This is a genomic window from Allgaiera indica (genome assembly GCF_900106675.1).
GTDB classification, from domain to species: Bacteria; Pseudomonadota; Alphaproteobacteria; order Rhodobacterales; family Rhodobacteraceae; genus Acidimangrovimonas; species Acidimangrovimonas indica.
Window position 1 is genome coordinate 136,331 of the sequence record NZ_FNOB01000003.1, and the last position, 19,652, is coordinate 155,982.

21 protein-coding genes are annotated in these 19,652 nt (G+C 66.4%); 13 read left to right on the forward strand and 8 right to left on the reverse strand.

Annotation, left to right across the window (positions count from 1 at the left end; all coding sequences use genetic code 11):
* Nucleotides 1–10: 10 nt before the first annotated feature.
* The 7 genes from BLV97_RS03845 (at nt 11) to BLV97_RS03875 (ending at nt 6,666) form a co-directional block, all read left to right on the forward strand.
* On the forward strand, nt 11–754 hold the full coding sequence (locus BLV97_RS03845) for a class I SAM-dependent methyltransferase (protein ID WP_035842141.1): 744 nt from the start codon (nt 11–13) through the stop codon (nt 752–754).
* Between the two features lie 336 nt (nt 755–1,090).
* Nucleotides 1,091–1,651, forward strand: coding sequence for a F0F1 ATP synthase subunit delta (locus BLV97_RS03850; protein WP_035842143.1), 561 nt, complete (start codon nt 1,091–1,093; stop codon nt 1,649–1,651).
* Nucleotides 1,651–3,189: a F0F1 ATP synthase subunit alpha gene (atpA, locus tag BLV97_RS03855; protein WP_035842146.1), complete on the forward strand. Its 1,539-nt coding sequence runs from the start codon at nt 1,651–1,653 to the stop codon at nt 3,187–3,189. Before BLV97_RS03850 ends, atpA begins: the two co-directional genes overlap by 1 nt.
* A 23-nt stretch (nt 3,190–3,212) precedes the next feature.
* Entirely contained in the window at nt 3,213–4,094 is an 882-nt protein-coding gene (locus BLV97_RS03860) for a F0F1 ATP synthase subunit gamma (RefSeq protein WP_035842149.1), read from the forward strand.
* A 20-nt stretch (nt 4,095–4,114) separates the two neighbouring features.
* Nucleotides 4,115–5,536 carry a F0F1 ATP synthase subunit beta gene (gene atpD / locus BLV97_RS03865; protein ID WP_035842151.1) on the forward strand — a complete coding sequence of 474 codons (1,422 nt, stop codon included), beginning with the start codon at nt 4,115–4,117 and terminating at the stop codon, nt 5,534–5,536.
* A 10-nt stretch (nt 5,537–5,546) separates the two neighbouring features.
* On the forward strand, nt 5,547–5,942 hold the full coding sequence (locus BLV97_RS03870; protein WP_035842154.1) for a F0F1 ATP synthase subunit epsilon: 396 nt from the start codon (nt 5,547–5,549) through the stop codon (nt 5,940–5,942).
* 373 nt (nt 5,943–6,315) lie between these two features.
* The gene (locus BLV97_RS03875; protein ID WP_035842156.1) at nt 6,316–6,666 is read left to right on the forward strand and encodes an H-type lectin domain-containing protein; all 351 of its coding nucleotides are present in this window, start codon (nt 6,316–6,318) and stop codon (nt 6,664–6,666) included.
* 58 nt (nt 6,667–6,724) lie between these two features.
* On the opposite strand, the gene BLV97_RS03880 is transcribed toward BLV97_RS03875, so the two are convergent.
* Nucleotides 6,725–7,744, reverse strand: a complete 1,020-nt coding sequence (locus BLV97_RS03880; RefSeq protein ID WP_035842159.1) for a ribose-phosphate pyrophosphokinase — start codon at nt 7,742–7,744, stop codon at nt 6,725–6,727.
* Nucleotides 7,745–7,861: 117 nt separating this feature from the next.
* Between BLV97_RS03880 and BLV97_RS03885 the strand changes: the two genes are divergently transcribed.
* Both BLV97_RS03885 and BLV97_RS03890 read left to right on the forward strand, forming a co-directional pair.
* Complete coding sequence (locus tag BLV97_RS03885; RefSeq protein ID WP_035842162.1) at nt 7,862–8,473, forward strand: 2-hydroxychromene-2-carboxylate isomerase; 612 nt, start codon at nt 7,862–7,864, stop codon at nt 8,471–8,473.
* Complete coding sequence (locus BLV97_RS03890; RefSeq protein WP_051646046.1) at nt 8,470–9,282, forward strand: alpha/beta fold hydrolase; 813 nt, start codon at nt 8,470–8,472, stop codon at nt 9,280–9,282. The genes BLV97_RS03885 and BLV97_RS03890 overlap by 4 nt, the downstream gene beginning before the upstream one ends.
* Here BLV97_RS03890 and BLV97_RS03895 read toward each other — a convergent pair.
* From BLV97_RS03895 to BLV97_RS03920, 6 genes are all read right to left on the reverse strand, one after another.
* The gene (locus BLV97_RS03895; protein ID WP_035842164.1) at nt 9,269–10,315 is read right to left on the reverse strand and encodes a threonine aldolase family protein; all 1,047 of its coding nucleotides are present in this window, start codon (nt 10,313–10,315) and stop codon (nt 9,269–9,271) included. The two genes, BLV97_RS03890 and BLV97_RS03895, sit on opposite strands and share 14 nt — an antisense overlap.
* Nucleotides 10,315–10,785 (reverse strand): YcgN family cysteine cluster protein, encoded by a 471-nt coding sequence (locus tag BLV97_RS03900; protein ID WP_035842167.1) that lies wholly within the window; start codon nt 10,783–10,785, stop codon nt 10,315–10,317. The genes BLV97_RS03895 and BLV97_RS03900 overlap by 1 nt, the downstream gene beginning before the upstream one ends.
* A 235-nt stretch (nt 10,786–11,020) precedes the next feature.
* On the reverse strand, nt 11,021–11,953 hold the full coding sequence (locus BLV97_RS03905; protein ID WP_035842169.1) for a bifunctional riboflavin kinase/FAD synthetase: 933 nt from the start codon (nt 11,951–11,953) through the stop codon (nt 11,021–11,023).
* A 39-nt stretch (nt 11,954–11,992) separates the two neighbouring features.
* The gene (locus tag BLV97_RS03910; RefSeq protein WP_280138171.1) at nt 11,993–12,472 is read right to left on the reverse strand and encodes a MaoC family dehydratase; all 480 of its coding nucleotides are present in this window, start codon (nt 12,470–12,472) and stop codon (nt 11,993–11,995) included.
* A 102-nt stretch (nt 12,473–12,574) separates the two neighbouring features.
* Nucleotides 12,575–13,444, reverse strand: coding sequence for a TIGR01459 family HAD-type hydrolase (locus tag BLV97_RS03915; protein WP_035842172.1), 870 nt, complete (start codon nt 13,442–13,444; stop codon nt 12,575–12,577).
* Between the two features lie 97 nt (nt 13,445–13,541).
* Nucleotides 13,542–14,459, reverse strand: coding sequence for a manganese-dependent inorganic pyrophosphatase (locus tag BLV97_RS03920; protein WP_035842174.1), 918 nt, complete (start codon nt 14,457–14,459; stop codon nt 13,542–13,544).
* Nucleotides 14,460–14,686: 227 nt separating this feature from the next.
* Between BLV97_RS03920 and groES the strand changes: the two genes are divergently transcribed.
* The 4 genes from groES to BLV97_RS03940 all read left to right on the forward strand — a co-directional run bounded on the left by groES (nt 14,687) and on the right by BLV97_RS03940 (nt 19,039).
* Entirely contained in the window at nt 14,687–14,974 is a 288-nt protein-coding gene (gene groES / locus BLV97_RS03925) for a co-chaperone GroES (RefSeq protein ID WP_035842177.1), read from the forward strand.
* Nucleotides 14,975–15,019: 45 nt separating this feature from the next.
* The gene (gene groL / locus BLV97_RS03930) at nt 15,020–16,663 is read left to right on the forward strand and encodes a chaperonin GroEL (RefSeq protein ID WP_035842180.1); all 1,644 of its coding nucleotides are present in this window, start codon (nt 15,020–15,022) and stop codon (nt 16,661–16,663) included.
* 317 nt (nt 16,664–16,980) lie between these two features.
* Nucleotides 16,981–18,060 (forward strand): signal recognition particle-docking protein FtsY, encoded by a 1,080-nt coding sequence (gene ftsY / locus BLV97_RS03935; RefSeq protein WP_035842193.1) that lies wholly within the window; start codon nt 16,981–16,983, stop codon nt 18,058–18,060.
* Between the two features lie 79 nt (nt 18,061–18,139).
* The gene (locus tag BLV97_RS03940) at nt 18,140–19,039 is read left to right on the forward strand and encodes an EamA family transporter (protein ID WP_035842195.1); all 900 of its coding nucleotides are present in this window, start codon (nt 18,140–18,142) and stop codon (nt 19,037–19,039) included.
* Nucleotides 19,040–19,108: 69 nt separating this feature from the next.
* Here the strand turns inward: BLV97_RS03940 and BLV97_RS03945 are convergent, their stop codons facing one another.
* A complete protein-coding gene (locus tag BLV97_RS03945; protein WP_035842197.1) occupies nt 19,109–19,615 on the reverse strand; it encodes a peroxiredoxin in 507 nt (168 codons plus the stop codon).
* Nucleotides 19,616–19,652: the final 37 nt, after the last annotated feature.

The window sequence follows — 19,652 nt, forward strand, 5'->3', positions numbered from 1 at the left end:
GGAACCGGCAGTGCATCTCGACGTGCTCGACCTGCGCAATTTCTACTACCGTACCGGGCTGGGTCGGGCGGCGCAGAAGGCGATCCGCGACCAGGTGACCGGTCTTTGGCCCGCCGCGACGGGCGAGAACGTGGCCGGATTCGGCTTTGCCGTGCCGCTGTTGCGGCCCTATCTGGCCGAGGCGCGGCGCGTGGTGGCGCTGATGCCCGCGCCCCAGGGGGTGATGCCCTGGCCCGCCGGACAGCCCAATGTATGCGCCCTGTGCGAAGAGGAAACCTGGCCGCTGGCCACCGGCATGATCGACCGGCTGATCATGATGCACGGGCTCGAGACCTCGGACAATCCGGCGGCGGTGCTGGAAGAGGCCGCGCGGGTGCTGGCGCCGGGGGGGCGGGCGCTGGTGATCGTGCCGAACCGCGCCGGTCTTTGGGCGCGGCGCGATGCCACACCCTTTGGCTACGGCCGGCCCTATTCGGCCAGTCAGCTGGAGGCCCAGCTGCGCCGCCACGGCTTTTCGACTGAGCGGCATCTTTCGGCGCTTTACGCGCCGCCGTCGCAGAAACGCTTCTGGCTGCGCACCGCCCCGATCTGGGAACGGGTCGGGCGGCGCATCCCGTGGCGTGCCGGCGGGGTGTTGATGCTTGAGGTGTCGAAGCAGGCCTTTGCCCCAACGAAACCGGGGCTCGGCGCGGTGGTTCGCCGGCCGCTCAAGGCGCTGGAGGGGATGCCTGCCCCGGGCGTGAAGCCGGTCTGATCGCCCGCGCCGGGCCGGGCGCGTGCCGAGAGCGACTCGCCCCCCCACGGGGGCTCGTGCCGGCCACGCGGAAGCCGATTCCATGCCCGCCGGCAGCGACTTGCCGTCGCAGTCGCGTGAGGGGTGGCTTTTCCCTTGTAAAACATGTGTCAGGTGCTCACCGGCTCGTGAGCAATGTGGTTGCGAGGCTGTGTTACCTCTGCTAAACCCACGCCGGATTTGAGGATACATGCACGGCGTGTATCTTGGGGAGGCTACTGCATCGCGCGACACGCGCCCGGACAGGCACCGGGATGGGTTACTGCGGGGCGGGGCCAAGACAGCGGAAGGTTAAACGTGTCCGAACCAGCCTCGATCTCGTCCGGTATCGCCGCGCGGTATGCGACGGCCATTTTCGAACTGGCCCGCGAAGAAAAGTCTCTGACGAAACTGGAAGGCGACGTGGACGCGCTGGATGCGGCGCTGAAGGCCAGCGCCGATCTGCGCGACCTGATCTCGTCGCCGGTCTACACCCGGCCGCAGCAGGCCGCGGCGATCTCGGCGGTCGCGCAGAAGATGGGCCTGGCCGAGCTGACCGTCCATGCGCTGGGCCTGATGGCCGGGAATCGCCGCCTGTTCGTGCTGCCGCATCTGATCGCGCAATTGCGCGCCCGCATCGCCGATGAGAAGGGCGAGGTCGTGGCCGAGGTGCGCGCCGCCACCAAGCTGACCAAGGCCCAGTCCGACAAGCTGGTGGAGACGCTCAAGGCGAAGATCGGCAAGGATATCAAACTGGAAACCACCGTCGATGAAAGCCTCATCGGCGGTCTCGTCGTTAAGGTGGGCTCGAAGATGATCGACACCTCGGTCCGCGCGAAGCTCACCTCCCTACAGAACGCAATGAAAGAGGTCGGATAATGGGTATCCAAGCAGCTGAGATTTCTGCGATCCTCAAGGAGCAGATCAAGAACTTCGGCAAGGAAGCCGAGGTCGCGGAAGTCGGGCGGGTGCTGTCGGTCGGTGACGGTATCGCGCGGGTTCACGGCCTCGACAACGTCCAGGCGGGCGAGATGGTCGAATTCCCCGGCGGTATCCGCGGCATGGCGCTGAACCTCGAGGTCGACAACGTCGGCGTGGTGATCTTCGGCTCGGACCAGGACATCAAGGAAGGCGACACGGTCAAGCGCACCAAGTCGATCGTGGACGTACCCGCGGGCGACGGCCTGCTGGGCCGCGTGGTCGATGGCCTTGGCAACCCGATCGACGGCAAGGGGCCGATCGCCGCGTCCGAGCGGCGCGTGGCCGACGTGAAGGCGCCCGGCATCATTCCGCGGAAGTCGGTGCATGAACCGATGGCCACCGGCCTGAAATCGGTCGACGCGATGATCCCGATCGGCCGCGGCCAGCGCGAACTGATCATCGGTGACCGCCAGACCGGCAAGACCGCGGTGGCGCTGGACGCGATCCTGAACCAGAAATCCTACAACGACGCCGCCGGCGACGACGAGTCGAAGAAGCTGTATTGCATCTATGTCGCGATCGGCCAGAAGCGCTCGACCGTGGCGCAGCTGGTCAAGAAGCTCGAGGAAACCGGCGCGATCGACTACACGATCGTCGTCGCCGCCACCGCCTCGGACCCGGCGCCGATGCAGTTCCTGGCGCCCTATTCGGCCACCGCGATCGCCGAATATTTCCGCGACAACGGCCGCCATGCGCTGATCGTCTACGATGACCTGTCGAAGCAGGCGGTGGCCTATCGCCAGATGTCGCTGCTGCTGCGCCGTCCGCCGGGGCGCGAGGCCTATCCGGGCGACGTGTTCTACCTGCATTCCCGCCTGCTCGAGCGTTCCTCGAAGCTGAACGAGGAAAACGGCTCGGGCTCGTTGACGGCGCTGCCGATCATCGAGACCCAGGGCGGTGACGTGTCGGCCTTCATCCCGACCAACGTGATCTCGATCACCGACGGCCAGATCTTCCTGGAGACCGAACTGTTCTACCAGGGCATCCGTCCGGCCGTGAACACCGGTCTGTCGGTGTCGCGCGTGGGTTCCTCGGCGCAGACCGACGCGATGAAGTCGGTCGCCGGCCCGGTGAAGCTGGAACTGGCGCAATACCGCGAGATGGCGGCCTTCGCGCAGTTCGGATCGGACCTTGACGCCGCGACCCAGAAGCTGCTGAACCGCGGCGCGCGCCTGACCGAGCTGATGAAGCAGCCGCAATACGCGCCGCTGACCAACGCCGAGATCGTCTGCGTCATCTACGCCGGCACCAAGGGCTATCTGGACAACATCAAGCTGGCCGACGTGGGCCGGTTCGAGGAAGGTCTGCTGAAGCATCTGCGCACCACCCACAAGGCGCTTCTCGACGACATCACCCAGAATGACCGCAAGGTGAAGGGCGAGTTGGAAGAGAAGATCAAGGCCGCGCTGGACGAGTACGCGAAAGACTTCGCGTAAGCGCGGGGCGGGGGAGAGAACACATGCCCAGCCTCAAGGATCTGAAGAACCGGATCGGAAGCGTCAAGTCGACGCGGAAGATCACCAAGGCGATGCAGATGGTCGCCGCGGCCAAGCTGCGCCGCGCCCAGGAGGCCGCCGAGGCCGCCCGGCCCTATGCCGAGCGGATGAACGCGGTCATGGCCGGGCTTGCGGCCTCGGTGCGCGGCTCGGACGGTGCGCCGCGGCTTCTGGCCGGCACCGGCGAGGACCGCGTGCACATGCTGGTGGTGATGACCGCCGAGCGTGGCTTGTGCGGTGGCTTCAACTCGACCATCGTGCGGCTGGCCCGCACCAAGATCGAGGCGCTGAAGGCCGAGGGCAAGACCGTCAAGGTTCTGACCGTCGGCAAGAAGGGCCGCGAGCAGCTGAAGCGCGACTATGGCAACCTGCTGGTCGGCCATGTCGACCTGAGCGGCGTCAAGCGGATCGGCTATGACAGCGCCCAGAGCATCGCCAAGGATCTGCTGAAGCGGTTCGACGCGGGCGAGTTCGACGTGGCGACGATCTTCTACAACCGCTTCGTGTCGGTCATCAGCCAGGTGCCGACCGCGCAGCAGGTGATACCGGCGAAATTCGACGCGGAAGAGGGCGCCGAGGCCGGCCTTTCGACCGTCTATGAATACGAGCCCTCGGAAGAAGAGATCCTGGCCGACCTGCTGCCGCGCGGCGTGGCGACCCAGATATTCACGGCGCTGTTGGAAAACGGCGCGTCCGAGCAGGGGGCGCGAATGTCCGCGATGGACAGCGCCACCCGCAACGCCGGCGAGATGATCGACCGCCTGACCATCGAGTATAACCGCTCGCGTCAGGCCGCGATCACCAAGGAACTGATCGAAATCATTTCGGGCGCCGAGGCGCTCTGACGGAACCGGAGATAGGAAACATGGCAAGCAAGGGCAAAGTGACGCAGGTCATCGGCGCCGTCGTGGACGTTCAGTTCGAGGGCGAGCTGCCGGCCATCCTCAATGCGCTGGAAACCGACAACAACGGCAAGCGGCTGGTTCTGGAAGTCGCGCAGCATCTGGGCGAGAACACCGTGCGCACGATCGCCATGGACGCGACCGAAGGTCTGGTCCGCGGTGCCGCGGTGACCGATACCGGCGCGCCGATCTCGGTGCCGGTTGGCGACGCCACGCTGGGCCGCATCCTCAACGTCATCGGCGAGCCGGTGGATGAAAAGGGCCCGGTCGAGGCCAAGGAAACCCGGTCGATCCACCAGCCCGCGCCCAGCTTCGCGGATCAGTCGACCAGTTCCGAGATCCTGGTCACCGGCATCAAGGTGATCGACCTGCTGGCGCCCTATTCCAAGGGCGGCAAGATCGGCCTGTTCGGCGGCGCCGGCGTGGGCAAGACGGTTCTGATCATGGAATTGATCAACAACATCGCCAAGGTGCACTCGGGCTATTCGGTGTTCGCCGGCGTGGGGGAACGCACCCGCGAGGGCAACGACCTGTATCATGAGATGATCGAATCCAACGTCATCAAGCCCGACAACCTGGCCGAAAGCCAGGTGGCGCTGGTCTACGGCCAGATGAACGAGCCCCCGGGCGCCCGCGCCCGCGTCGCGCTGACCGGCCTGACCCTGGCCGAGCAGTTCCGCGACAGTTCGGGCACCGACGTTCTGTTCTTCGTCGACAACATCTTCCGCTTCACCCAGGCGGGGTCCGAGGTGTCGGCGCTTCTGGGCCGTATTCCTTCGGCCGTGGGCTATCAGCCGACGCTGGCCACCGACATGGGCGCGATGCAGGAACGCATCACCTCGACCAAGGCCGGCTCGATCACCTCGATCCAGGCGGTCTATGTGCCTGCCGACGACCTGACCGACCCGGCGCCGGCCACCACCTTCGCCCACCTCGATGCCACGACCGTGCTGTCGCGCGCGATCTCGGAACTGGGCATCTACCCGGCGGTGGATCCGCTCGACAGCTCCAGCCGGATCCTCGACCCGCAGATCGTGGGGCAGGAGCATTACCAGGTGGCGCGCGACGTGCAGGGGATCCTTCAGCGCTACAAGTCGCTGCAGGACATCATCGCGATCCTCGGGATGGACGAATTGTCGGAAGAGGACAAGCTGACCGTGGCCCGCGCCCGCAAGATCCAGCGCTTCCTGTCGCAGCCGTTCGACGTGGCCAAGGTGTTCACCGGCTCGGACGGGGTCCAGGTGCCGCTGGAGAAGACGATTGCCTCGTTCAAGGCCGTCGTCGCGGGCGAATACGATCACCTGCCGGAAGCCGCCTTCTACATGGTCGGCGATATCGACGAAGTGAAGGCCAAGGCCGAACGTCTGGCGGCGGCCGCAGCCTAAGGAGGCCCCCATGGCCACGATGCAGTTCAACCTTGTCTCGCCCGAACGGATGCTTGCCTCGACGCAGGCCTCGGCGGTCGAAGTGCCGGGCGCCGAAGGCGATCTGGAGGTGATGCCCGGCCACGAGCCGGTGATCACCACGCTGCGGCCGGGGGTTCTGCGGGCCCATGGCGCGGACGGCAAGACATCCTTCCTGGTGACCGGGGGCTTCGCCCAGATCACCGGTGACGAGATTTCGGTGCTGGCCGAGCGAGCGGTGCCGATCGAGGAAGCCACCGGCACGATCATCGACGAGATGCTGGAAGAGGCCAAGAGCCTGGCCGACGCCGCCTTGCCGGAAGACAAGGACGCTGCGCACAAGCTGATAAGCGATGTGGAAAGCCTGCGCGGCACGATGGCGATCTGAGCGCCTTCGTTGGGAAGCAGAAGGAGGGCTCCGGCGATGCCGGGGCCCTTTGCTTTTGCCGATTTGGCAGCTGGGGGTATGGCGATCCTGGGCGCCGCCTTGGTCGCCTATGGTGCCTGAAATCGCCATGGGGACTGCCATCGGGGCACATGCGCTCGCCCCGGGTGCTACCGTGGCCGTGCTCCGTATTTAGGGAACAATGAAAGGGAAGGGTACGCTGCCCCGACCGTTCATGCCGGTTCCGGGGGTTGCGCGATGCCACCGGGCGGGCGATGAAGAGCAGGCCCGCGCTTGGTTGCCTTCGGTTTGCATATGAGGCCAGGGCGTCGGCGGGGCGGGTGAAAGGCTGGAGCGCCGGCAAGACAGGGCGGGCATGAAGAAATTTCGCGGCACACTGATCGGTATTGACCAGGGGTCTGCCCTGTTGTTTTCGGATTTCGAGGATGGCGGCCAGATGTGGACCGGAAGTGGCCCGCGCGCGGTACGCATCCAGGCGCGCTTTTCCGAGAGCTTCCGCACGCCGCCGGTGGTGCAGGCCAGCATTTCGATGTGGGACATGGATCGGGCAACCAATATGCGCGCCGATCTAAGTGCCGAAGAGATCACCGCCGAAGGGTTCGTGCTGGTTTTCAGCACCTGGGGCGATTCCCGCGTCGCGCGCATCCGCGCCGACTGGACCGCGATCGGCGAATTGGAGGATCCCGACGCATGGCAGGTTGACTGATCGAGGATCGAGCGCGGCCACCGCCGCGCCACCCCTTTCCGGTGCGGGCCGGCCCGTATCAGCCCGGGGTGTACATTCCCTCGTAGATGGGCACGAGGGTTTCGGTCTCGAACAGGGATGAAACCGAGGTGCCGTTCCAGATGTTCAGGATGGCCTGGGCGAACATAGGCGCGGTAGGGACGATGCGGATGTTGGGGGCCGCCTTCACCGCCGCCGACGGCTCGATCGAATCCGTGATCACCAGGCTCTTCATCACCGATTTCGAGATCCGCTCGACCGCCGGGCCGGACAGCACGCCGTGGGTGATGTAGGCGTGCACCTCCTTGGCGCCGTGTTCCATCAGCAGGTCGGCCGCCTTGCACAGGGTGCCGGCGGTGTCGCAGATGTCATCGACGATGATGCAGCTCATGCCCTCGACATTGCCGATCACCGTCATCTCGGCCACTTCGCCAGCCTTCTCGCGCCGCTTGTCGACGATCGACAGCGGCGCGTTGATCCGCTTGGCCAGTTCCCGCGCCCGGCCGACGCCGCCGACATCGGGCGAGACCACCATCACATTGCCGAGCTGGCTTTTGAAATGGTGTTCGATGTCCAGCGCGAAGACCGGCGCGGCATAGAGGTTGTCCACGGGGATATCGAAGAAGCCCTGGATCTGGGTGGCGTGCAGATCCATCGTCAGCACCCGTTCGATCCCCGCCTCGACGATCAGGTTCGCGACCAGCTTGGCGCTGATCGGGGTGCGGGCCTTGGTGCGGCGGTCCTGGCGGGCATAGCCGAAATAGGGGATCACGGCGGTGATCCGCGATGCCGACGACCGGCGCAGCGCATCGGCGATGATCAACAGCTCCATCAGGTTGTCGTTTGCCGGGTTCGAGGTCGGCTGAATGATGAACATATCCTCGCCGCGGACGTTCTCGTAGACCTCGACGAAAATTTCCTGATCGTTGAAGCGTTCGACCCGCGCATTGACCAGCCCCACTGACATCCCCCGATGCATCGACATGCGCCGCGCGATGGCATTGGCGAGGCTGCGGTTGGCGTTGCCGGAGATCAGTTTCGGCTCGGTGATGGCGGGCATGGGCAGTGTCCTCGGAAGCGGCCGTTCGCGGGCCATATAAAGGATTCGTGGCGTTGACACCGCTTACCACCCAGCTAGGTACTTGCAAACCGCGTGGGGACAAGGAGACGCCAGGCAATGGCCCATATCGACTACTTTTTTGCGACAGTTTCGCCGTTCACCTATCTGGCCGGCCAGCGGCTGGAGGAAATCGCCGCCCGGCACGGCGCGACCATCACCTACAAGCCGGTGGATGTGCTGGCGCTGTTCACCCGCACCGGCGGCACCGCGCCCAAGGACCGGCATGAAAGCCGCATGGCCTACCGCGCGCAGGAGCTGCGCCGCCAGGCGGTGAAGGCGGGCCTGCCGATCAATCCGCGCCCGGCCTTCTTTCCGGTCAATGCCGCGCCTTCTTCCTATGCCTTCATTGCGGCGCAGGCCGAGGTCGGGAATGGCGGCGCGGGCAATCTGGGCGCGCTGGCGCATGGGTTCACCCGCGCCGTTTGGGCTGAGGAACGTGATATTTCCGACGACGCCGTGATCCGCGACGTGCTGAAAGGCGCCGGTTTCGATCCGTCGCTGGCCGACAAGGGCCTGCTGCTGGGCGCCGAGACCTATCCCAAGTACCTGGAAGAAGCGGTGAAGCGCGGCGTCTTCGGCGCGCCCTTCTACATCACCGATGGGGATGAGCGTTTCTGGGGGCAGGACCGGCTCGACGATCTCGACGCGCATCTGTCGGGGGCGCTATGAGCCTTGACCAGGCACCGCAGCCGGATTGGGTGCGGTGCCTGGGCCAGGGGCCGCGGCAGGTGCTGGCGGTGCATTGCTCGTTGGCGCATTCCGGCGAATGGCGCGGCCTGGCCGAGCATCTGGGCGGGGCCGTGACGATTACCGCCTTCGATCTTCCGGGCCATGGCCGCGCGCCCGGTCACGATCCGGCGCGCGACCTCGGCGACCAGGCGACCGAGATGGGCCAGGCGGTGCTTGACGGGATGGCTGGCCCGGTCGATCTGATCGGCCATTCCTTCGGCGCGGTGATCGCCCTGCGCCTGGCGATCGAGAACCCGGGCCGGATCCGCAGTCTGACGCTGATCGAACCCACGCTTTACGCCGCCGCGATCCACGCCGGCCTGCCCGAACTGCCGGAGTTCGAGGCCCGGATGCGCCCGCTGTTCGAGGCCTTCGCCGCGGGCGACACGGTGCGCGCGGCGCAGATATTCACGGGCGATTGGGGCACCGGCGCGGCGTGGGCGGATCTGCCCGAGGCGCAGCGCGCCTATATCGCCGAAAGGATCGGGCTGGTCGAGGTGGCCGAGCCGGTGCTGCGCCACGATTCGGGCCGGGTGCTGGACCGGCTTGGACAGATCCGCTGCCCGGTTCTGCTGCTGGGCGGCGCGGCGACTCCGTCGATCCTGGGCCGGGTGCTGGCGCTGATCGAGGCCGGGCTGACCGGCACGACGACGACTTTGGTCACCGTGCCGGGGGCGGGGCACATGCTGCCGGTCACCCATGCCGCCGAGGTTGCGGCGGCGATCGGCGGCTTCCTCAGCCGCGTATGAGCGAGAGGAAGCGGTCGGTCTCTTCGTCGGTGGTACTCCAGGAGGTCACGAAGCGGGCCTCTAGCAATTCGTCCTCCGGGCCGTTCCCGGCGCCCGAAAAGATATAGTAGGCGGCGCCCGCGGTGCGGGCACGGGCATGGACCCCGCGCGGCAACGCGGCGAACATCAGGTTGGCGGGCGGATCGAAGCTGAGCGTCGCATCGGGCAGGGCGCGCAGCCCGGCCGCCAGGCGCTGGCCCGCGTCATTGGCGCGCCGCGCGAGGGCAAGCCAAAGGTCGTCTTCCAGATAGGCCTGCATCTGCGCCGACAGGTAGCGGTGCTTGGAAAACAGATGGCCCGCGCGCTTGCGCCGCAACTCGAATTCCCAGGCCTTGGCGGGATCGAAGATCACCACCGCCTCGACCCCCATCAGCCCGTTCTTGGTGCCGCCGAAGGACAGCACGTCGACACCCGCGCGCCAGGTCATCTCGGCCGGCGAGGCATTGGTCGCGACCAGCGCGTTGGCGAAACGCGCGCCGTCCAGATGCACGGGCAGCCCGGCGGCGCGCGCGACTTTCGCCAGTGCGGCGATCTCGGCCACCGAATAGGCGGTGCCAGCCTCGGTCAGGTTGGTCAGGCTCAGCATCGCGGGCTGGACGTGGTGCACCCCCACCGGCGTTGCGTTGGCCACGGTGTGGGCCAGGGCGGCGGGGTCGATCTTGCCGTCGGGGCCGTCCACATGCACCAGCTTTGCGCCGGCGGTGAAAAATTCCGGCGCGCCGCATTCATCCACGGCGATATGGGCCTCGGGCTGGCAATAGACCGCGCCCCAGGGCGGGCAGAAGGTCGCGATCGAAAGCGCGTTCGCGGCGGTGCCGGTGGCGACCAGATAGACCGCCGCTTCCGGCGCCTCGAAGATCTCTCGGATCCGGGCGCGCACCCCGTCCATGATCGCGTCGGCCCCGTAGGAAGGTGCGGGGCCCTCGTTGGCACGCACGAGCGCCGCCATCACCTGCGGCGCCACCGGCGCGCCATTGTCAGAGGCAAAGAACATCACAACTCTCCTTCGACGATGTAGTCTTCCCAATCTTCCTCGGGCACCTCGAATTCCGGCACGCTCCAGCCGCGCACCGATTCCCCCGCGCGGTGCACGCTTTCCGGATCGCCCGAGACCAGCGGGTGCCAATCGGGCAGAGGCTTGCCTTCGTGGCGCAGCCGGTAGGCGCAAGTCGAGGGCATCCAATAGGCGATTTCACCGATGTTCCGGGGGCTTAGCACCACGCATTCGGGCACCAGCGTCTTGCGGATCTGGTAATTGCCACAGCGGCAGCTCTCGTCGTCCAGCAGTCGGCAAGCGACGCGGGTAAAGGCGATTTCACCGGTGTCGGCATCTTCCAGCTTGTTGAGACAGCATTTGCCGCAGCCGTCGCAAAGCGCCTCCCATTCCTGGGGGGTGAGGGATTTCAGCGGCACGTTTTCCCAGAACCTGGGGCGCAGGCCGGCGCGAGTGGTGGGGTCTGTCATGGGGGCGGAGATTGGATCAAGCGGCGGGGGAAGGAAAGGGGGGCGAGGCTGCGGCAAGGGATGGCCTTTTCAGGACGCGGCGCCCGTTGCCATCGCCTCACGGAACGGTGATACCTCGATGCCGTCCTCCAGCAGAGTATTTTCGCCAAGATGAAGGATAAAGACTGCTCCTTGCCTTCATCTTGGTGCAAATACTCCGGGGGTGCAGGGGGCAGCGCCCCCGCCGCGGCCCCAGTCACAGTGCGCCCAGGATGTCTCGGGCGCGGGCGCAATCGGCCTTCATCTGCGCGATCAATTCTTCGATCGCATCGAAGCTCATCTCCGGTCGCAGGTAGTCGACCAGGGCGACCGACAGTTCAGCGCCGTACAGATCGCCGTCGAAATCGAACAGGAAGGTTTCCAGATTCGGGGCCGCGCCGTCGAACATCGGCCGCACGCCCAGGCTGGCGGCGCCGCCGTAGCTGCCGGCATGGGGGCCGGTCAGCACATCGGCCTTGACCGCATAGACCCCGAAACGCGGAAGGTGCAGCCCGCCCAGCTCCATGTTGGCGGTCGGAAACCCCAGGTCGCGTCCGCGCTTCTCGCCGTGCTGCACCTGGCCCTCGATCCGATGCCAATGGCCCAGCATCCGGGCCGCATCGCGCGGCCGGCCCTCGCTGAGCGCCGTGCGGATCGCGGTCGAGGAAATTTCCTCTCCCTCCGTCTCGATCAGCTTCGCGATCGAGACGCCGAAGCCCTTCGCCGCCCCCAAGGTGCGCAGATCCTCGGCCGATCCGGCCCGGCCCTTGCCGAAGTGGAAATCGGCGCCGACGACGACATGCGACACGCCCAGCCCCGCGACCAGCACCTCATCCACGAAGGTTTCGGGGGGCATCGCGGCAAGGTCTCGGGTGAAGGGCAGTTCATAAAGCCGCTGTACCCCCAGCTTTTCCAGCCGGTGGGCCCGGGCGGCGCGGTTCATCAGGCGAAAGGGGGGCGCGTCAGGGGCGAAGACCTCGCGCGGGTGGGGCTCGAAGGTGACGACGCCCAGCGGCGCGCCGGAAGGGGTGGCGGCCGCCTCGGCGATCACCGATTGGTGGCCCAGATGCAGCCCGTCGAAATTGCCCATGGCGACCGAGGCCCCCCGGTCTTTGGGCTCAAGCCCTTGCCATGTCGTCAGAATCCGCATCCAGCCCCCGGCCCCGCGCTCGGCGGGGTGGGCCCGCCGTCAGTCGAACTTGCGGCTGGGCGCCAGCACCAGCGCCTCGCCTTTCAACACGACCGTATCGCCCACAAGGCAGCGACAATCAAGGGTGACGCGGCGCTTGGCGTGGTCGATGGTCAGCACCTTCACCCGCGCCTCGACCACGTCGCCCGGCCGCACCGGCGCCAGGAATTTCAACGACTGCCCCATGTAGACGGTGCCATGGCCCGGAAGCTGTTCGCCGATCACCGCCGAGATCAGCCCGGCGGTCAGCATCCCGTGCGCGATGCGGCCCTCGAAGATCGTGTCCTGGGCGTAGTCGTCATCCAGATGCACCGGGTTTCGGTCGGTCGAGACCTCGGCGAAAAGCGCGATGTCGCGGTCGGTTACCTGCTTGCGCAGGAAGCGCTCCATCCCGACCTCGAGATCCTCGATGCAGATCGTGCCGCGCGGCAGGTTGTCGTTCGGGGGGGTGTCGAACATCGGGGTGATTCCATCGCTCATGTTGCGCCGCAGCATAGCGGTGACCACGCCGGCGCGCAAGATAGTTGCGCAACAATATTGCTTGTGTGTTTATCTGGGTGTAATTTTGCTGCGGGCCGCATTCTAGCGCAGATAGGGGATCGCGGCGGTGACCGAAAGCAGATGCTCTTGCAGGAAGGCGTCGAGCTTCTGCGGATCGGGGGTGTTGCGGTCTTCGCCGAAGGCGGGCGCGGCGATGCCGGAGGTGACGAAGAGCGTGTCGAAGCCCTCTTGCATGGCGCCCTGGATGTCGGTGGCGATGCCATCGCCGATCGCCAGGATATCGGCCTCCTGCAAGGAGCCGCCGACCTCTCCCAGACGCCGGCGGGCGAGGTCGTAGATCTGCGGATAGGGCTTGCCCAGCCAGAGCACCTCTCCGCCCGCCTCTTCATAGGCCTTGGCGATGGCGCCGGCACAGTAGATCCGCATCTCGCCGCGCTCGACCACGAGGTCGGGATTGGCGCACAGCATCTTCAGCCCTCTGGTGCGCGCCTCCAGAAGAATCGCGCGGTAGTCGTCGGGCGTTTCGGTGCTGTCGTCGAAGAGACCCGTGCAGACGATGCCGCTGGCCTGGTTCAGCGGTACCGGTTCGACCGAGGCGCCGCCGGGCAGGTTGTCGAACAGTGGCAGGCAGGTGTCGGGGCCGAGGTGGTAGATCCTTGGCCCGACGGCACCGCCGGCGATCGCCTCGCGCGCCGCGTCGCCGGAACTGGCGATCGCGTCGTAGCAATCGCGCGGCACGCCGAGCGCGTCGATCTGTTCGCGCACCATTTGCCAGGGGCGGGGGCCGTTGGTCAGCAGCACCACCTTGCCGCCGCCGGCCCGGAAGCCGCGCAGCGCCTCGACCGCCGCCGGGTAGGCGGCCACGCCGTTGTGCAGGCATCCCCACAGATCGCACAGGATCGAGCGGTAGGGTTGGGACATCTCGGCGAGGGATTGGACGATGCGGGTCACGGGGAGCCTCCTTTTCCGCCTGTGGCGGAAGCCTCCGGCGGGAGTATTTTCGCCAAGATGAAGGGCGGGGTGACCGGGATCGGGGCCCCGCCGGTGTTCAGACCGCGAGCGCGGGGATGATCTGCTTCTTGCGGCTCATGATGCCGGGCAGCACCACCGTGTCGCCCGTGACGGAGGCGCCGAAGCTTTTCTCGGCGATCGTCTTCACCAGATCGTTCGGGACCAGCAGCGTGGCTTCTTCGCGCAGGATATCGACCACGAACAGCAGCACCTGGTCGGCGCCGTCGGCCTGGGCCACGCCGGGCATAGCGGCCATCAGCGCATCCTTGCGCGCCAGCACAACCTCGGGCGCCGTGGTTTCCAGCACCGAGACCCGCAGCTGCTTGCCGCCCACCTCGTATTCCTTCGAATCCATGCGCAGCAATTCGGCGTCCGAGAAGGCCGAAACGTCGGATTTCGCGGCGAACATCTCGGCGGCGTAGTCGGGGATCGAGACGCCCAGATCCTGCGCCAGCGCCTCTGCCAGGGCGCGGTCATGCGCGGTGGTGGTGGGCGAGCGGAACGCCAGCGTGTCCGACAGGATGCACGACAGCGCCAGCGTCTTGATCGACGCGGGCATCTTCGCCGCGTCCGCGCCCATCAGATCGTGCATCACCGTGGCGGTACAGGCCAGCGGGCGGATGGTGATCTCGATCGGGGCGCGGGTTTTCAGGCCGCCGGCCAGCAGGTGGTGGTCGATCACCTGCAGCAGGTTCGCGCCGTTGATCGAGGCGGGCAGTTCGGCGGGGTTGTTGGTGTCGACGACGACGCAATCCTCTCCCTCCGCGACATCGGCGATGATCTGCGGCTTGTCCACGCCGGCGCGCGACAGCACGAAGGCGGCTTCGGTGTTGGGTTCCCCCAGCAGCGCGGGCGTCGCCGGGGTGCCTTTCACCTCGGATAGATACCAGGCCCAGATGATGGCAGAGCAGGTGGCATCGGTGTCGGGGGATTTATGTCCGAAAACCTTGATCATTGCGCAATCCGTTCACGAGAGAAGTCAAATCGCGCGTCTTATAGGCGGTGCGGCATGGCTTGTCACCCCGGCCCCCGCCCTCTGGCGCGGTCCGGCATCGCGGTGGGAATTTTAGCGCTGCGATCGGCTTGACAGCCACCGGTGCTTTGCCTAGATCCAGGGCGTTGGCACTCGGACGAGGTGAGTGCTAACGGCGATATGAACTGGAACCTAGGGAGTGTTCTCAGATGGCATTCAAACCGCTGCATGACCGCGTGCTGGTCCGCCGCGTCGAAGGCGAGGAAAAGACCAAGGGCGGTCTGATCATCCCCGATTCCGCCAAGGAAAAGCCCGCCGAGGGCGAAGTGGTGGCTTGCGGCGAAGGCGCGCGCAAGGATTCGGGTGAGCTGATCGAGATGGCCGTGAAGGCCGGTGATCGCGTGCTGTTCGGCAAGTGGTCGGGCACCGAGGTGACCATCGACGGCGAAGAGCTGCTGATCATGAAGGAAAGCGACATCCTCGGCATCATCGCCTGAGGCCCTTTCCCCTAACTGCAACAAGACAACCAGGAGCAAGCAGACATGGCTGCCAAGGACGTCAAATTCGATACCGATGCCCGCAATCGCATGCTGCGCGGCGTCAACATCCTCGCCGATGCGGTGAAGACCACGCTCGGCCCGAAAGGCCGTAACGTCGTCATCGAGAAATCGTTCGGCGCCCCCCGCATCACCAAGGACGGCGTCACCGTCGCCAAGGAAATCGAGCTTGAGGACAAGTTCGAGAACATGGGCGCGCAGATGGTGAAGGAAGTCGCTTCCCGCACCAATGACGAGGCCGGCGACGGCACCACCACCGCCACCGTTCTGGCCCAGGCGATCGTGCGCGAAGGCCTGAAGGCCGTTGCCGCCGGCATGAATCCGATGGATCTGAAGCGCGGCATCGACCTGGCCACCGCGAAGGTCGTCGAATCGATCAAGGCCGCGGCCCGCCCGGTCAGCGACAGTGACGAAGTCGCCCAGGTCGGCACCATCTCGGCCAACGGCGAGAAGGAAATCGGCCGTCAGATCGCCGATGCGATGCAGAAGGTCGGCAACGAGGGTGTCATCACCGTCGAAGAGAACAAGGGCCTCGAGACCGAGACCGAAGTGGTCGAAGGCATGCAGTTCGACCGCGGCTACCTGTCGCCCTACTTTGTCACCAACGCTGACAAGATGATCGCCGATCTCGACGATTGCCTCATCCTGCTGCACGAGAAGAAGCTGTCGTCGCTGCAGCCGATGGTTCCGCTGCTGGAATCGGTGATCCAGTCGCAAAAGCCGCTGCTGATCATCGCCGAGGACGTGGAAGGCGAAGCGCTGGCGACCCTCGTGGTCAACAAGCTGCGTGGCGGCCTGAAGATCGCCGCCGTCAAGGCGCCGGGCTTCGGCGACCGCCGCAAGGCCATGCTGCAGGATCTCGCCATCCTGACCGGTGGTCAGGTGATCTCGGACGATCTGGGCATGAAGCTCGAGAATGTCACCCTCGATATGCTGGGCACCGCGAAGAAGGTGCTTATCAAGAAGGATGACACCACGATCATCGACGGCGCCGGCGACAAGGCCGAGATCGAGGCCCGCGTCAGCCAGATCCGCGCGCAGATCGAGGAAACCACCTCGGACTACGACAAGGAAAAGCTGCAAGAGCGTGTCGCGAAGCTGGCCGGTGGCGTTGCCGTCATCCGTGTCGGTGGCATGACCGAAGTCGAAGTCAAAGAGCGCAAGGACCGTGTCGACGACGCGCTGAACGCGACCCGTGCGGCCGTGCAGGAAGGCGTGGTCGTCGGTGGTGGCGTGGCGCTGATCCAGGGTGCCAAGGCGCTGGAAGGCCTGGCCGGCGTGAACAGCGACCAGAACGCGGGTATCGCCATTGTGCGCCGCGCGCTGGAAGCGCCGCTGCGCCAGATCGCCGAGAACGCCGGTGTGGACGGTTCGGTCGTCGCGGGCAAGATCCGCGAATCGAACGATCTGAAGTTCGGCTTCAACGCCCAGACCGAGGAATATGGCGACATGTTCAAGTTCGGCGTCATCGACCCGGCCAAGGTCGTGCGCACCGCGCTTGAGGATGCGGCCTCGGTTGCCGGTCTGCTCATCACCACCGAGGCGATGATCGCGGACAAGCCGGCCAAGGAAGGCGCGGCTGCCGGCGGCGGCATGCCCGACATGGGCGGCATGGGCGGCATGATGTAAGCCACCCGTTCGGCTTGGATAAGGGAAAGGGGGTCTTCGGGCCCCCTTTCCGCATTTGCATTGCGCAGCCGCCGAACGTCGGAGATCGCGCCGTGCCGGGCGGGGTCCGTCGCCGCCAGACGACCAACGGAGAGAACTGAGGCGCGGCAAAGGGCCTGCCCCGGCGCCCTGACCATGGCCTCGCTCGACGACAAAAGCAGGCCGGCGGACCTTGGCGGTTCGTTTCACGGCCGCCTCGGCTCTTTCCCTTCGCGTCGCAAGGCATTAGGTCAGACGAAACCGGGGCCGCGCGGGCCCTGCCAGGTATGGGACCCGTAATGTCGTTCTTCAGGAAGCTGAAAGACCGGATGTTAAAATCCTCCTCGAAGCTCGAGGCCGGATTGGAAGATCTTGTCGAAGAGGGTGCCGACGCCGCCGCCCCCCCGGCGCCCGGCAATGCCCCGCCAGCGCCCCCCGCCAAGGCCACGCCCCCCGCAGCAGATCAGCCCGCCGCCGCAGCGGAACCTGCGGCGCCTTCCCGTCCCGGCCTGCTGAGCCGCGTCATCGGCCGTGACACCGCGCCGCGCCGCGTCCTTGACGACGAGATGCTCGAAAGCCTAGAGGATCTGTTGATCCAGTCCGACATGGGCGTCGAGACCGCGGTGCGGGTCACCGCGAACCTGGCCGAGGGCCGCTACGGCCGCCGACTTTCGGTCGAAGAGATCAAGCGCGCCCTGGCCGACGAGATCACCCGCATCATGGAGCCGGTGGCCAAACCCCTGCCGCTTTATGCCAAGACCCCGCAGGTGGTGCTGGTGGTGGGGGTGAACGGCTCCGGCAAGACCACGACGATCGGCAAGCTGGCCGCGCAGTTCCGCGCCGCGGGGAAGCAGGTGGTGATTGCGGCGGGCGATACCTTCCGCGCCGCGGCGGTCGAACAGCTTCAGGTCTGGGGCGAACGCGCCGGTGTGCCGGTGATGACCGCGCCCGAGGGCTCGGACCCGGCAAGCCTGGCCTTTGACGCGCTGACCAGGGCCCAGGCCGAGGGCGCGGATCTGCTGATGATCGACACCGCCGGCCGGCTGCAGAACCGCGCCGATCTGATGGAGGAACTGGCCAAGATCGTCCGGGTGATCCGCAAGAAGGATCCCGATGCGCCGCACAACACCCTGCTTGTTCTTGACGCCACCACCGGCCAGAACGCGCTGAGCCAGGTCGAGATCTTCCAGAAACTCGCCGATGTCTCGGGGCTGGTGATGACGAAACTCGACGGCACCGCGCGCGGTGGCGTGCTGGTGGCGCTGGCCGACCGCTTCGGCCTGCCGATCCACGCGATCGGCGTGGGCGAACAGATCGACGACCTGGCCCCCTTCGACCCCGAGGATTTCGCCCGCGCCCTGACGGGCCTCGACCCATGAAACCCCGAAGTCCCCTTCATCTTGGCGAAAATACTCTCGGGGGGTCCGGGGGGCAGACAGCCCCCCGGCTTGGCCGCGATTGAGCGCCTGGATCAATGCCATACAGGGCACGCCGGCGGGCCATCAGGCGGCGTTGGTGCTGGCGCTTGCCGCAGCGTTCCTGCACGCGATCTTCGGCGCGCTGCAGAAGGGCCGTCATGACCCCTGGCTCAGCCGCGCGGCGATCGACGGCTCCTATGCGGTCCTGTCGCTGCCTTTCGCGTTGTTCGTCGTGCCCTGGCCGCAGGCCCAGATGTGGCCGATCTTCGCCGGCGCCGTGGTGATCCATATCGGCTACAAGCTGTTGCAGGCCTCGGCTTACCAGCGCGGCGCCTATACGGTGGTCTATCCGGTGGTGCGCGGCACCGGGCCGCTGTTTACCGTGTTCGGCGCGATGCTGATCTTCGGCGAGCATTTCACCCCGCTGCAATGGGTCGGCGTGGCGATGCTGGTCGCCGGCATCTTCGGCCTGGCAGGCTACAATCTGCGCCATATCCAGATCGACCGCGAAACGCTGGCGCCCGCGCTGGGGCTGGCGGTGCTGACCGGGGGCTTCGTCGCGCTTTACACCACCTATGACGCCTTCGGCATCCGCCGCGCGCCCGATCCCTTCACCTTCCTGGCGTGGTTCTTCGTGCTCGATGGGCTGTTCATGCCTTTCTACACCCACCGCCGCTGGCGGGTGCTGGGCCGCGACCAGATAGCACCGCTGCTTCGGCGCGGCGTGCTGGGGGCGGTGATTGCCTGGGCCAGTTTCGGGTCCGTCATGCTGGCCACGCGGCTGGACAAGGTGGGGCAGGCGGCGGTGCTGCGCGAGACCTCGACGATCTTCGCCGCGCTGATCGGCTGGGTCGTGCTGGGCGAAAAGGTCGGTCCGCGCCGCACGCTGCTGATGGCGCTGATCGCCGCCGGGGCCGTGGTGGTGGAACTGGCGGGCTAGGGCGCGGCTGGCGGCGGCCAGCACCGAGGCCGGCCGCCGACGTCGATGTTTTTTGGAAACGGGGCGCCCTTAGCCGTCGGCTTCCGCGCCGATCGCCTTCAGCATCGATTCGCCGCCCGAAGTGTCGCACACGCCGGGCGATTCTTCTTCATGGAGCACCTTGATCACGCCGTCCTCGGCATAAAGGGCATAGCGTTTGGACCGATCCAGCAGACCTGCCGGCGGGGCCGAAAAGGCGCGCCCCATCGCCTTGGTGAAGCTGGCGTCCGTGTCGCCCAGCATGGTGATGCCGGCATCACTTGCGCCGGTGGCTTCGCCCCAGGCGCCCATCACGAAGGGGTCGTTGACCGAGATGCAGATCACCTCGTCCACGCCCTTTGCCGCGAAATCCTTCCGGGTGCGGATGAAGCTGGGCACATGCGACGTGGTGCAGGTGCCGGTATAGGCGCCGGGCAGCGCGAAGATCACCACCTTGCGGCCCTTGGTCAGGCTGTCCAATTCCACCGGTTCAGGGCCGTCGGGGCCCATCTTCAGAAGGGTTGCCCCCGGAAGTTTTTCGCCTACCGAAATCGTCATGACGTTCTCCTCGCGCGTTGCGTTACCTGTGCATCGG

Excerpts from the sequence above, each read along its gene's own strand:
- atpA (WP_035842146.1), top strand. The coding sequence starts at position 1,651 with ATGGGTATCCAAGCAGCTGAGATTTCTGCGATCCTCAAGGAGCAGATC.
- BLV97_RS03860 (WP_035842149.1), top strand. The coding sequence starts at position 3,213 with ATGCCCAGCCTCAAGGATCTGAAGAACCGGATCGGAAGCGTCAAGTCG.
- atpD (WP_035842151.1), top strand. The coding sequence starts at position 4,115 with ATGGCAAGCAAGGGCAAAGTGACGCAGGTCATCGGCGCCGTCGTGGAC.
- BLV97_RS03870 (WP_035842154.1), top strand. The coding sequence starts at position 5,547 with ATGGCCACGATGCAGTTCAACCTTGTCTCGCCCGAACGGATGCTTGCC.
- BLV97_RS03875 (WP_035842156.1), top strand. The coding sequence starts at position 6,316 with ATGAAGAAATTTCGCGGCACACTGATCGGTATTGACCAGGGGTCTGCC.
- BLV97_RS03880 (WP_035842159.1), bottom strand. The coding sequence starts at position 7,744 with ATGCCCGCCATCACCGAGCCGAAACTGATCTCCGGCAACGCCAACCGC.
- BLV97_RS03885 (WP_035842162.1), top strand. The coding sequence starts at position 7,862 with ATGGCCCATATCGACTACTTTTTTGCGACAGTTTCGCCGTTCACCTAT.
- BLV97_RS03890 (WP_051646046.1), top strand. The coding sequence starts at position 8,470 with ATGAGCCTTGACCAGGCACCGCAGCCGGATTGGGTGCGGTGCCTGGGC.
- BLV97_RS03895 (WP_035842164.1), bottom strand. The coding sequence starts at position 10,315 with ATGTTCTTTGCCTCTGACAATGGCGCGCCGGTGGCGCCGCAGGTGATG.
- BLV97_RS03900 (WP_035842167.1), bottom strand. The coding sequence starts at position 10,785 with ATGACAGACCCCACCACTCGCGCCGGCCTGCGCCCCAGGTTCTGGGAA.
- BLV97_RS03905 (WP_035842169.1), bottom strand. The coding sequence starts at position 11,953 with ATGCGGATTCTGACGACATGGCAAGGGCTTGAGCCCAAAGACCGGGGG.
- BLV97_RS03910 (WP_280138171.1), bottom strand. The coding sequence starts at position 12,472 with ATGAGCGATGGAATCACCCCGATGTTCGACACCCCCCCGAACGACAAC.
- BLV97_RS03920 (WP_035842174.1), bottom strand. The coding sequence starts at position 14,459 with ATGATCAAGGTTTTCGGACATAAATCCCCCGACACCGATGCCACCTGC.
- groES (WP_035842177.1), top strand. The coding sequence starts at position 14,687 with ATGGCATTCAAACCGCTGCATGACCGCGTGCTGGTCCGCCGCGTCGAA.
- groL (WP_035842180.1), top strand. The coding sequence starts at position 15,020 with ATGGCTGCCAAGGACGTCAAATTCGATACCGATGCCCGCAATCGCATG.
- ftsY (WP_035842193.1), top strand. The coding sequence starts at position 16,981 with ATGTCGTTCTTCAGGAAGCTGAAAGACCGGATGTTAAAATCCTCCTCG.
- BLV97_RS03945 (WP_035842197.1), bottom strand. The coding sequence starts at position 19,615 with ATGACGATTTCGGTAGGCGAAAAACTTCCGGGGGCAACCCTTCTGAAG.